This is a genomic window from Thaumasiovibrio subtropicus (genome assembly GCF_019703835.1).
Classification (GTDB): Bacteria; Pseudomonadota; Gammaproteobacteria; order Enterobacterales; family Vibrionaceae; genus Thaumasiovibrio; species Thaumasiovibrio subtropicus.
In genome coordinates this window covers 1,934,568-1,947,046 of sequence record NZ_AP023054.1, presented here as the reverse complement: position 1 = coordinate 1,947,046, position 12,479 = coordinate 1,934,568, and the positions used below count along the sequence as shown (strand labels likewise).

Genomic DNA, 12,479 nt, shown 5'->3' with positions numbered 1-12,479 from the left:
GCGTGTTACACCAGCGTTATCTCACCTTCATGTGCGTTAAGCAGCATTTTCTGAATATTGAATCCACAAAGCATTAAAACGAGGCACCAGTTAAGAAAAGGCAGACGACCATTTTCTAAGCTCTGCTCTAACTGTGCTGGTTTCCATTGAAAGGTCTCGCAAAGGCTTTCAATTGTCATTCCTGTGAAGGCGTTTTCGCCAATGATCCGTTTGAATTCTTTCGCGTTTGGCATTTCAAACTGCTGGTTGTTTTTGAAAGCAGTTGGTTTAAAGGCGCGCATCACTTTTCGCGCATCGACCTCAAGAGGCTTACCCTGATTGTGAATGTTGGGTCGATTAACGAGAGCAGCAAGAAAACACCATACTGGGTATGGTACCGTTGAGATTATCTCGGGCTCACGCTTGTAGCGAGAGGTCCACTCAGAGAGCTTCTTTTCCGGTAAGCCCGTTAAACGCGCGATAGTGGCTGCATCGTACCCATGCTCTTTGAGTAAGTTGATGATTTCTGCCACTTCAGCCACAAATGGTTTGCTCCAGTGCTGGGCTGGGGCGAAGGTCGTTTCTCTGATCATAGGTAACTCATGGTCTGGCTCATGCGCTTGCATGGCGGCTGGGTAATAGGTCGAGGTGCGCAAGCTTATGCCAACAGGATCGAGATGTCCAATGAGGATAGCGAACGCGAGGGTAGCGCTATGAGAACAAAGCGTGCATTCAGTGTTAACCGATCAAATGGCTAGCGATTCCAGCTTGCGCATTAAAACTTCAGTTTTAAAGGGCTTAAGCACATAGTCATCCATGCCTGAATCCAAACAGCGTTGGATGTCGTCGTCGAGTACACTCGCAGTGAGCGCTATGATAGGGAGCCTTTTGAGTTGAGAGTCCTTCTCTATTTCACGAATGATGGTAGTGGCAGTAAATCCATCCATGACTGGCATCATGCAGTCCATTAACACAAGCGAGTAAGTGTTACCTTCTCTTATTTTGTTAACCGCCTCCTCGCCGTTGTTCGCCACATCAAAATGAAAGCCTTCGTTACGAAGAATTAACGTTGCGACTTTTTGATTGATAGGGTTGTCCTCTACAAGCAGGATTGGGGCCAGTGACAACAGTTCATCCGTTTTATTTTTGTTAGCCAGCGATGGTGCTTTGTCTTGCAATGCTTGCTTGACGGCCTCAAAGAACCGAGAGCCTAATAGTGGATAAGTGACGATACCCGCCAGATTATCACGGGTGTGATCCTGCTTGCGATGTTTGTCTTGGCACAAGATCACGTTCACATTTGGTTGGGTTTCACATTGAGCGAGCAAGGGTTGAATTTTGTCTTCATCATCAGAAACGATGAAAAGAACCGCGGTTTCTGCATCGATTTGACCGACATCAGTAATGAGCGTGGGTTTTAATCCCCAATAGAGGCACTCTTTTTCAATTGAATCAAAGAATTCACTTTGATGATCTATGAGGTAATAGCGTGCTGTTGGTAGTAAACTTGATTCTTGTTTAGCTACCTTCACTTCCGTTTCTATTGAAAAAAAGAATCGACTTCCGGCACCTTTTTCTGACTCCAGCTTGAGTTCACCTCCCATCATCGCAACAAGCTGCTGGCATATTGCAAGGCCTAGCCCAGTGCCGCCAAATTGACGCGTTGTGGAGTCGTCTTCTTGCGCAAAAGGTTTGAAAATCTTTTCTTTTTTGGATTCTTCAATACCTATTCCCGTATCGATCACGGAGAAGTGGAGGTTCACCCTGTTTTCATCTAGATGGTCATAGGTTGCTTTGAGCGTAACACTACCTTGTTGGGTGAACTTCACCGCGTTGGATAGCAGATTCATCAGCACCTGTCTGAGGCGGTGATCATCCAGTTGTAGCGTGTGGGGGAATCCGTCTTGAATGTCTATGTGTAAATCAATATCAGATTCTTTTACTTTAGGAAAAACAATGGTTGCCATGGCAAACATCACTTCACGGGCATCTGTTTCGATAGGGGTAATGGTAAGGTTACCCGACTCAATTTTAGATAAGTCGAGGATATCGTTAATCAGCACGAGCAAAGTCTGGGAAGATGTTTCGATTGTCTTTAAATAATCAAACTGTACAGGGTTTAATTGCGTTTGAGAGAGCACATTTGACATGCCAATGATGCCGTTGAGCGGAGTTCTGATCTCATGAGACATGTTAGCAAGGAAGGCACTTTTAGCGGAGTTCGCTTTCTCAGCTTGCTCTTTGGCTTGGAGTAACCGCTGGCTCGTTTCAAGCCTATCTTGAATAACGCTATTGAGTTGATAGGCAAACAAGGAAAATTCATCTTTGCCATCAATGACAAGCTTTCTTGGCATGATATAGGTGTCTTCACTTGACAGCGCTTTCATCGCACCGATTGTGCGCGCTAACTGCTTGATAACTCGTGATGATACATTTCCGCCGACGATGATTAAGACCGTTATGATGCAAGCTGCCAGCAGTGAAAGGGCGATAGCGGTGTATCTTGCCATCACGCTAGTGCGATGGATTTGATATTCAAGTTGATGATTAATGGTATCGACAATGTTATCTATTTCATTAAACCGGACATCGAAATAGTGAATTCGCTCGCGTATGTCTTTAGGTGAAATAGCATCATTGAGAATGTTCTCGCGTAAGTCATAAGTATTGAGGACGTCTTCGCTTCCAAAAGCAGAACGTAATAAATCAACTTGTGTTTCTGTTGCACTGATAAACAGAAATCGGTCAATGATCTGTTGTTGATAAGCAATGGTTTGATACAGCTGAGCGCGAGTATCTGCGGCTTCACCAGAGGCGATAAGGTGAATCAGCCAGCTTTCATGTTGGGAATGTATTTGTAGCGCAATGAGTTGATGCATGATCGCAATTTGTTGGTCGACATCAGGTTGGCCACTTAATGGAACGCGCTTTTCTGTTAGGGTGATTTTGTGATCAATTAAGCTGAAAACCCAACTCGACCAGTCGAGGATCCCCTCGCGGCCAAATGAGGAGACTTCATTGAGGGATTGACTGAGCTCATCAATTGAATCTAAAAAGGATTGGTCTTCCTCACTGATTTGCTTTTGTATTTCCGAAAGATGCTTTCGCGCCTCTGACAGGGTTTCAGGAGCGATGGGTTTGTCCTCTAGCACGTTGGTACGAATGCGATGCAACGCTTGCGACATATCTGAAATCGCATTGATTAAATGTATGTTTTTATCGATTTCTTCTAGCACTACCGCCTGTTTAATTTGATGGATGATGGTAACGCTACCTATCAATGCAAGCAAAAAAATGGGGACGGCAACGAGAAAGATCAACCTAGCTTTGATAGACGTTTTATTGAGCATAAGAACTTTACTTTAATTATGAAATCAGTTGCATTTTAGGTCATATGCAGAGCAAGGGCGAGGAAAAATCATTTTACTGAAACGCTTATGCTTGGATGACTTTATCGGGCGCACCATAGAATTTCTGGCTGCCATCTTTGTCAAGCAACAGACAGTGGGATGCATTGGCAATCAGGTTCTTGTCGGATGTGACATAGATAACCGTGGAGCTAGCAAATTCTTCGTGAAAGAGTTTGGAGAAGAAACGGCTGAATTCATGCTCGACACCCAGTAAGGGTTCGTCAATTAAGATGATATTGTTGCTACTCCCGCTTAACCCGATACAAAAGCGCAATAACTGCAATGCACCGTTCGGTAGCATGTTTATTTTGTTATACGTTAACACGCTGTCGATCCCCTGAGTGAACCAGCGCTGCAACCCAAGAGAATGAAACAATTGCGTGACACGCTCTCGGCTACAGTAGCCGTTATAAATTATGGCGTTGTAATAAATACTGCTATCAAAATAGTGGATCTCTAAGGGAATATAGTTAACGGACTTGCGGTATCGATAGTTATTGAACTGTTTAATGTTCTGACCATCCACATAGAGTGCACCTTGGTAGCGCTCTTCGATGCCCGCTAAGATCGAGAGTAATGTTGTTTTTCCTGTCCCTTGCGCGCCTGATATTGCGACTTTGTCGCCCGGGTTGATGTTAAAAGAGAGGTTGGTGAGGCCAATGGGTGCCCCAGGGTATCGATGGCTGATGCCGGCCAAACTCATGTGGCCCGCAAAGGACTGTATTGGTGGGCTTTTTTCTAATCGCGATGAGTCATCATTCAAAGACATCAAGGCGTTGATTTGATTAGCCGCAGCGACGATCGATTGATATTTGGTTAACGAATTATAGATGCCCATGATGGGGCCAAGTGCTTTCCAGACAAGGATAACAATGGCTAACATTGACCCCGCATCAGCGGTGCCGCCCATCACACCGTATACGGCGGTCACAATACTGGTTGTCCCTATTACCTGTATGAGACTTTGCCCGATGGCTTGAATTTTACCGTTGGTGACGGCGACTTGTTTCGCGTCATCAATACTTTGATCGACGGCAGCAGAGAAGCGGGCTTTTAATACCCTGACAACGGGCAGTCCTTGTATAAAAGGAATACCACGCAACAACTCATTCCATTGGTATGAGACCATGGCGTTAGCACGCGAACTTTTGGAGGTCGCTTGCGCATAAAAATAGCGAGATATCATACAAAAGCAGAGCATCACGGCGATGCCGGCGATGACGGTCAAGGCGGCCGTGCCAGACATGGCCAGAATAGCAACCACAAACACCACCACGAACGGGAGGTCAAAGTAGCTTAAGGTTGATTCAGCCGTAACGAGCTTGCGAAACTGGTCGATATCTTTTAAGCGTGCAATTTGTGAAGAGACCCCAGCTGTCGATGTCATGGAATAGGGTAACCAGAGGAGTTTTCCAATCACCTTGGCAGAAATAAAGTGGGCAAGATCTTTGCCTGACGTATTTAGGATCCGCATTCGGAAACGTTTGAAATAGAACTCGATGATCGCGACGAGAATGGCAAAGCTTGTTATCCAAAACAGTGTTGACGTTGAACTCGCCGTTAAGGCGAAGTTGTAGACACTCATAATGAAAAAGGGTTGAAGTGTGCCCAATAAGTTAATGATCAAACTAAGAATGACCAGTGAACGTATCTCGTCATTGTATTTGTAGAAAGCGTATTTCAACCAGTTGCTTTTATCTTGGGATTCTGGCGGTGGTTCACGAAATATTTGTGAGTAGATTGTCGTGGCGCAGATTTCGCAACGGGTGTTTAACTCATCTTGCTCAAAATAGTTGTCGTTTTGATAGTCATAAAGAAATAGGGTGTTATCACGTTTGGCTAGCGCAATCGCACTGATATTGTTAAAGGTAATTAAACAGGGAAATTGGTCATCTTGGATACGAGAGAGTGAATCAAATTGCTCAATATGGCAGCGATAGCCGAGTTTAGATAGGGTTGCGTGAAAGCTATCGAGGTCGGTATTTTTGTTGATATAGGCGTCGCTCAAAATGCTCGCCGTACCTTCCCATTTTAAGGTAATGAGCAGATAAGCGAGACCGCGAAGTATGGGTGACATATGGGCTTGATCAAGAAAAGCATGATCTGAAAAGTCGGCGAGACGCGCTTCAACATCTGAAAAATCAATCATGTTATTCATGGGTAAGCTCCATCTCAAAGGTGTGCGTGACGACATCAACGGCGGGTGGGGTAATTTTGTTGGAGATCAAAACAAACAGTTTCTGTCGGCAACGTGGAATACAGACATTGAGCAAGGCATCTTCAAACTTTTTGTCGTGTACCATGTCGATATCATCAATGATGATGACGCGTTTACTGCTCAGTAAAGCGCGAATGATGAACAGGGTAAACATGACCTGTCGTGAAAATGGAATCAATGCGGTTGAAGAGAGGTCAGTGTAAAAGCCGTTTTTGAGTTCATCGATATTGGTACGGATGTTCAGTGCTTCACAGAGCGTAATAGCGCTTTTGTTGAGTTCCGGACGAAATGAGGTGAGGTTATCGATGATAGTGCCATCAATGAATTGGCTGTTGGTATCTACCGCGATCACTGTGTTGCGAATATGGTGATAGTTAAAGTGATGGATCTCGGTATTGTTGATGAAAATATCGAAAAAGCCGGTATTGGTTTCCATCGAAATATGTTTAGCGAGAAAACTTTTTCCACTAGAAGATGGCCCTTGAAACAGGTGTACTTTGCCAATGTTTAAATCGATTTCTCTGTCTGAGGAGATATGGATACGCTCAATATTGATGATTTCGTGTTCGTAGTTGCTCTCATTTTCCAGTTCGATGATCTCTTCGACTTCTTTTAAGCGAATATTGACCATCTTCCAACGACTAATAAATCGCATGACTTGTTGGTAAGGTGAAAAATAGCGGTTAGTGAGGAGTATTACGGCAGCCATGACCCCTTGGCTGATTTCTAGATTGATGGTTGCCATGGCACAGACGACAACGACAACAGCGACGGAAAGCTGTTGAATGAACGCAAGAATAAGATTGAATGACGCATCGATAGATTCAAACTCCACGCTCTTATCTTCACGGTCTTCGACGATCACATCCATATAGTTTTCAACACGATACTCCATTGAACGAGATTTAATGGCTAGCGGGTTGGAGACAATCTCTATAACACGTGAGTTGGCTTCCGATTCGATGTCATTGCGAAGTTTGATGAGTTTGACTCGCCGATTAGAAAGATAAAGCGCAGCGATAAGAAGGACGATCGACGCAGCAATGAGTACCATTCCCGCTTTCGCGCTGATTAAAAAAATCAATGCTACGGTAACGGCTGAAGTAAAAAGGTTTATCCATGCTTTGATCGATTCGCCACTATGAAAGTCTTTTATCTCTGGTATTGACGCGACACGTTCGAGTAGCGAGCCAATGTTATGCTGTTTGTAGCGGCTAAGATCAGTCTTACACACAGCATTAAATAAGCAGTCAATGATCCGCTTTTCAGTACGAGAGGCAATTCGAGAGACTAATGATTCTTCACTTTTCTTAATGAGGTAGTCGACCACTATCGAAGAAAGAATGATGATGTAGAGAAAAATCAGCGAATTAGTGGATGAGTTTGGCAGTATTCGGTCGAATATGATCAGTATCGAAAAAGGTAGTACGAGTCCCAGTAGGGTAGTGACAAGCGTGGAGATAGTGATGTACACCGTATCCCAACGGTGAATTTTAGGGATGAGATTACTCATTCTCAAACCCCGCGATCACGTCGGTGATAGCCGCTTTTTGTTGGCGCGCAATCATGGACGCATTGAGTGTTTGAATTGTACTGAAGTTTAGGCTACCTAACAGGGTGTAGAGCTTTATTTTCTCCAATTGATAGTTGTAGAGGTTATCGTTATAGTCGCGAATACTCGAGTAGAGCTTAGTCTCGGAAGAGAGCACGTCGGTGAGCGTGCGCGTACCTAAGCTGTAAGCTCTTTGAATGCCTTGAAAGGAGTTATAGTTAGCTATCACAATTTGCTTAAGGGCTTCATTGGCTGCGACAAAGTGGTTTAATGCCTCAATGATGTTTCTTAGCTCAGTCTCATTGTTATGAAGCGATTCTCGTAAGGTCACTTGTTCATTTTCTAGCTCCATCATGGTCTTCTTTAAGGTGGCAATGTTCGAGCCGCCCGCGTATATCGGCATGTTGAAATTTAGGGCATAAACGACTTGATCGTTTTTGCCTGTATCGGGCAAGACCATGCCTGATTCATTGTTGCTGTCGTCATGACTGTAGGAAACAGAGGCACTTAAGGTAGGGGCAAAGCTGCTTTTGGACTCTCTGAGGTCGGTGCGTTTTTTCGCAATTTGAATTCTCGCAATGATCAAATCGAGGTTGGTGTTGTTCAGTTGGTTAATCAGTTTATTCTGTTCCGCGATTGATATGGCTTGAGGGGTAAACTCTCCGGGAATATCAAAAGTGGGTTCAAGATGGGTGTAGGTCAGGTCATAGATTCGTGCGAGCGACTTGCGCATGTCGCTTTCTATTTGTAGTAGACTGTTTTCGATTTTTATCTTCTGTGAACGTACTTCATAGATCTCATTGGCCGCTGTATTACCGAGTTCAATGTTTCGCGTTACTTGCTTTAGTCGCTGTGTTGCTGACTTTAATTCTAGTTGTGTCGATTCATACTGCGAGCGGGTTTTTAAATAACTGATATATTCATTGGCTAGTTGAGAGAGGGTCGTTTGCGTTTTTTGTTCTAGCTTAATAGCTTCTATGTCTATATTCATTAAGCTGTTCTTGTATTTAAAATACGTCGATGCATTAAAGATTGTTTGGCTCAATGAGATGCTGTAGCCATGAGATTGGTACTTATTTTTTACATCCGCACCGACGACTTGATCTTTGTAACTGCTGTTGTAAGTGGTGTTTGCTGACAGTGATAGTGATGGTAGTAGTCCAGACCGCGTGACATCAGCATCGTATTCCGCTGCCGTTATCGCACCATTAGCAACATAGATCCCCAGATTTTTTTCAAGTAACACCGTTGCCGCGTCTTCAAGGCTAGATGCCATTGACGCAGTAGGTAAGAGAAAAAGTAAAAGGCTAACTAATTTTCTGTAAAGCCGCATACTTTTTAATGACCTTGAAAATCTGTTCTGCGTTGTAAGGTTTACTAATGACATAGTCCATCCCTGCGTCAATACACGCTTTATGTTCACTATTACTTGAAAGTGCCGTTGCTCCGATGATAGTCACGGCGCTTACGCGTTCATCTGCTTCAAGTTGGCGAATGCGTTTTGTTGCTTCAAATCCATCAAGTCCGGGCATAATGCAATCCATAAACACAATATCGAAAGCTTGTTCTTGGATAATTTTTACTGCTGATAGCCCATCATTGGCACACACACAGTCGTACCCTTGTTTTGTGAGCATTTGCTTGAGAATAAACTGTTGTACTTTGTCGTCCTCGACAATAAGTAGCGGGCGGCTATCGGCTTCTTGTTGGTCTTCGACTTCTGTGAGTACTTGTTCTACTTTTTGCGCAAACTCGATTGTGGTGAAAGGGTGTTGAATGATTTTATCAACCATTTCATAACCCTCTTCAAAGGGTTGAGGATCCGAGATGGAGAGGATCAATTTAGTATGACCTGCTTTTTCTAATCGAGATTTGAGGGTCTTACAAAACGAGCGTAACTTAATGCCGTTCATCGTATCTGAAATAATGATCGCATCTAATGTCTGAGCGCTTTTTAAAGTGCGGAATATCTCGTTAGGTGTGCGCACCACGCTGGTGGTGATTTTGAGGTCATCGAGGACTTGATTAATGATACTGGTTTGAATGTTGTCATCACCACATATCAACACGCGTTTATCTGCGAACTGGTCGTTGGTACTGAAGTAGCGTTTCGGTGTGGTTTCGATGGAGATCGAAAGCATTTTTCCAGCAGATGACGTAGACCAGAGCTGTTGTGGTGCATGGCGATGGTCGATGAGCTGAACCGCTGCATTGTTGGTCCCGTAGCTTTCAGTGGTGGATTGCCAATTTATTGCTTGAAGTTGAGCATAAGAAAAGGCCGCGGAGGTTAAGAACGTGAGCTGAAAGCTGATGCGGATCGACTCTATACTTTCACTTTCTTCCAATTGACAGGTGAGCAATGCGCTGCTGTGTTCAACGCTTTGAATCGCATTGGAAAAACTTAATAGCAGAGACCAAAAAATTTTGGTGAAATTGCCTTGCGCGAATTCAGGAAGACCGACGGGTAAGTAACAGTCAAACGAGCAGGCATTTTCTTTTGCTTTGTGAGAAAGGTTAACACCCAGGCCAATGAATAACTTACCAATATCGATGATTTGGCCGCCATCGTGAGCACCAACAGAGAGTAGCTTATTATAGTTGTCGGCAAGATCAGAGAGTGCATCGGTGGCGGTGGTAATGTCTTTTGCGAGGACAACGCTCGATTCATCCGTTTCTTGAATAAGGAGTTTTACGCCACCGTTAATGGTATTGCTGATACTGCGAATCTCATAGCCAATAAATCCATAGAGTTGGCGAAAAATATCTTCATTTCGGCGCGATGCTTCAACTTCAGTGAGTAGTTTATTGAACGATGTATAGATCCCACGTTCAACAGGCGTAATTTCAGAATCTATCGTATTGTGAGCTATTTGTTCTGCGTCACTTTCACTGCAATGATGTGACATTGAAAGTAACGAGCGTTCTAGTCTTTTTTGTTCACGATTGGCGAGCTGTGTATAGTGAAACAGCAGGGTGATTAGCGAAACAAAGAGCGCCAAAATGCAGAGGCCCAGTAGATAAACGCGATGAAGTAGATCTGTGACATTGTCATGCGATTCACTCTCTGCGTTTTCTCGCAATGTGGCAGCGAGGAGCGCTATCTCATTGGTTAAGTAGTTGGTTTCCAATAATAAAGTGGGGCGATCTCGGGTATTGTTATAGCGGATTATGGCGAGCTTTAGCATCTGAAAAGCGCTGCTGCCAACCGTGCTTAGTGATTTTTTTTCATTAGCGATGGCTGATTCAACGGCTTTTAAACTGGCTTCGACGTTTTCGATTTCCTTGGTGATTTCACACACACTTTGGTCGCAGGCAAGGAGCTGAGAGATAAGCCGATGATTATCTGCAAGGTTGGCCTCTATTGCCGTAGATAAATCACTTTTAGAAACTTGTGTCTGTTTTTCGACGGTCAACAGTAAAGCGGCCAAGACGATGGCAACACCGATAAGGAGGGTAAATAAGGTGACGAGTACAATACGACGATACACAATCACCTCTCGTCAAAGGAGTCTTCAATCGCGGACATGACAGGTTTCATCGCGTAATCGATCACTTTACGGTCGCCTGTTTTGATATCTGCCGTGAACTCCATGTGCGGAGAGAGATTGTATTTAACACCAGCACGTTCTAAGTAATCGGTTTGTAGTGCAATTTTAGCGATGTAGAACTCTTCTTCTTCTTCTTCATAAGATGTGCGAGAAATAGAATAAATGGTGCCCTCGATAAACCCATACTTAGCAAAATTATAAGTATCGAGTTTCACTTTTACGGTTTGGCCTATTTCGATAAATCCGAGATCTTTGCGCGAGATTTGCGCTTCGCCGTGAATGTTGTTTTCTATCGGTGAAATATCCGCAATACTATCGCCGGGTGATATCACTGCAGAAATGTAATTGTAGTTAACCTTATCTATGATGCCATCAACAGGTGAGAGCACGGTCAAGCGATTAACTTTATCCGCGAGTTGGGGCACTTGCTCGAGTTTGAGTGCGAGATCTTTTTGATTCTGATTGAGCCGAGCAAAGTATTCTGAATTGCGGTTGTAGCGCAAATCCTCAAGTTGAATCTCCATTTTTTGCAATTGAAAATTCTCATTCATTATACTTTCGTGAAGGTTTTCAATTTCTCTCACCATGTTGCTCTCTTGCACTTTCATGTTGAGTACTTCTAGGTAGGACGCCATCTCTTCTTTGTAGAGTGTGTTTTTTATCGTTAGCTGCTCGCGTATGAGAGCGAGTTGAGCGTTAGAGCTTTTAACGCGTCGTTTCATCGAACTAATGAGTGTCGTTTTATGCTCGATGTCATGAATAATCAGCGCTTCATTTGATGTGTTTTTTTGGCTCTCTTTTTCCCATGCTTGTTGATACTTGTTGATTAATTCAGGGGTAACGCCGTCGATGGTGTCGAAAACAGGCGCGCGATTATCTATCAGGGCATGGAACTTCTCGATTTCTAGTGCAAGATTCACAATTTCAAGGTTGTTTGTGGCAAGTTGAGACTGGCGATCAAGGGATGTGATGGTGGCGATTTCTTGGCCCGCATAGACAATATCGCCCGGTTTGACTAGGAGGCTTTCAAGCATGCCGCCTTCGAGGTGCTGGACTTTTTCGACATCGCGTTCAAGCAGAATCTCTCCTCGCGCTGAAACGACAATATCGATAGTGGCTTGGGACATCACTATGATGATGAGGATAGTAAAGATGAAGGCCGATAGCAGTACTTTTTGTGTGAAGGTGACATGTGATTGTGTTGAAAATTCGGGACGCGAAATACCGTCTTTCTCATCTTTGTGAGAAATAGCGTGTTTGATTGTTTCTTCGAGCGTCGCCATATTCTTAACCAATCTTTATATAGTAAGCTGTTGGTTTAGTTGATCTTTTATTTTTCCTAACCCGGTAATAGCGGATTGTAAAAGGTCAGGGTTAGGCAGTTGACCACTTTTAGTGAGTACTTCGATGTTATCGAGTATTTCGGCGGTTTCGGATTCGCACATAGATCGCAACGCACCTTTTAGGGTATGTACGGTATGGAACATGTTTTCAACGTCGCCGGTGTCTAGTTGCTGTATTAAAAGTTGCTCATCACTTCCATGCTCTTCGAGGTACATGCCAATGATGGCGTGAAGAATGTCATCATCTCCCCCTGTGATTCCTGCTAGTTCTTCAAAATTTATCATTTTCCAACCTCGTATATCCCTACCTGGAATTTTTTCAGCGTTTCAACTGATGTATTGCACATTATCTTTTCCGTTAATGCCTACAAAAAATAGCACAAAATCGATTGCAACCAACATCATATGCACTAAGTTTAGTAGTGTTTA

At 43.7% G+C, this 12,479-nt stretch carries 8 protein-coding genes; all 8 read right to left on the bottom strand.

Features of this window, described 5'->3' with window-relative positions; all coding sequences use genetic code 11:
- Positions 1–5: 5 nt before the first annotated feature.
- Positions 6–572, bottom strand: a complete 567-nt coding sequence (locus TSUB_RS08685) for a hypothetical protein (RefSeq protein ID WP_087018492.1) — start codon at positions 570–572, stop codon at positions 6–8.
- 153 nt (positions 573–725) lie between these two features.
- Positions 726–3,329: an ATP-binding protein gene (locus TSUB_RS08680; RefSeq protein ID WP_087018404.1), complete on the bottom strand. Its 2,604-nt coding sequence runs from the start codon at positions 3,327–3,329 to the stop codon at positions 726–728.
- An 85-nt stretch (positions 3,330–3,414) separates the two neighbouring features.
- Positions 3,415–5,547: an ATP-binding cassette domain-containing protein gene (locus TSUB_RS08675; RefSeq protein WP_087018403.1), complete on the bottom strand. Its 2,133-nt coding sequence runs from the start codon at positions 5,545–5,547 to the stop codon at positions 3,415–3,417.
- The gene (locus TSUB_RS08670) at positions 5,540–7,120 is read right to left on the bottom strand and encodes an ABC transporter transmembrane domain-containing protein (protein WP_087018402.1); all 1,581 of its coding nucleotides are present in this window, start codon (positions 7,118–7,120) and stop codon (positions 5,540–5,542) included. The genes TSUB_RS08675 and TSUB_RS08670 overlap by 8 nt, the downstream gene beginning before the upstream one ends.
- The gene (locus tag TSUB_RS08665) at positions 7,113–8,435 is read right to left on the bottom strand and encodes a TolC family protein (RefSeq protein WP_159064842.1); all 1,323 of its coding nucleotides are present in this window, start codon (positions 8,433–8,435) and stop codon (positions 7,113–7,115) included. Before TSUB_RS08665 ends, TSUB_RS08670 begins: the two co-directional genes overlap by 8 nt.
- Before the next feature lie 31 nt (positions 8,436–8,466).
- Positions 8,467–10,647: a response regulator gene (locus TSUB_RS08660; RefSeq protein ID WP_087018398.1), complete on the bottom strand. Its 2,181-nt coding sequence runs from the start codon at positions 10,645–10,647 to the stop codon at positions 8,467–8,469.
- A gap of 2 nt (positions 10,648–10,649) precedes the next feature.
- Positions 10,650–11,990, bottom strand: a complete 1,341-nt coding sequence (locus TSUB_RS08655; protein WP_087018396.1) for an HlyD family type I secretion periplasmic adaptor subunit — start codon at positions 11,988–11,990, stop codon at positions 10,650–10,652.
- A 15-nt stretch (positions 11,991–12,005) separates the two neighbouring features.
- Entirely contained in the window at positions 12,006–12,335 is a 330-nt protein-coding gene (locus TSUB_RS08650; protein ID WP_087018394.1) for an Hpt domain-containing protein, read from the bottom strand.
- Positions 12,336–12,479 lie beyond the last annotated feature (144 nt).

Bases quoted from the DNA above. Each gene is read 5' to 3' on its own strand.
- TSUB_RS08685 (WP_087018492.1), bottom strand. From the start codon at position 572: ATGATCAGAGAAACGACCTTCGCCCCAGCCCAGCACTGGAGCAAACCA.
- TSUB_RS08680 (WP_087018404.1), bottom strand. From the start codon at position 3,329: ATGCTCAATAAAACGTCTATCAAAGCTAGGTTGATCTTTCTCGTTGCC.
- TSUB_RS08675 (WP_087018403.1), bottom strand. From the start codon at position 5,547: ATGAATAACATGATTGATTTTTCAGATGTTGAAGCGCGTCTCGCCGAC.
- TSUB_RS08670 (WP_087018402.1), bottom strand. From the start codon at position 7,120: ATGAGTAATCTCATCCCTAAAATTCACCGTTGGGATACGGTGTACATC.
- TSUB_RS08665 (WP_159064842.1), bottom strand. From the start codon at position 8,435: ATGGCATCTAGCCTTGAAGACGCGGCAACGGTGTTACTTGAAAAAAAT.
- TSUB_RS08655 (WP_087018396.1), bottom strand. From the start codon at position 11,990: ATGGCGACGCTCGAAGAAACAATCAAACACGCTATTTCTCACAAAGAT.
- TSUB_RS08650 (WP_087018394.1), bottom strand. From the start codon at position 12,335: ATGATAAATTTTGAAGAACTAGCAGGAATCACAGGGGGAGATGATGAC.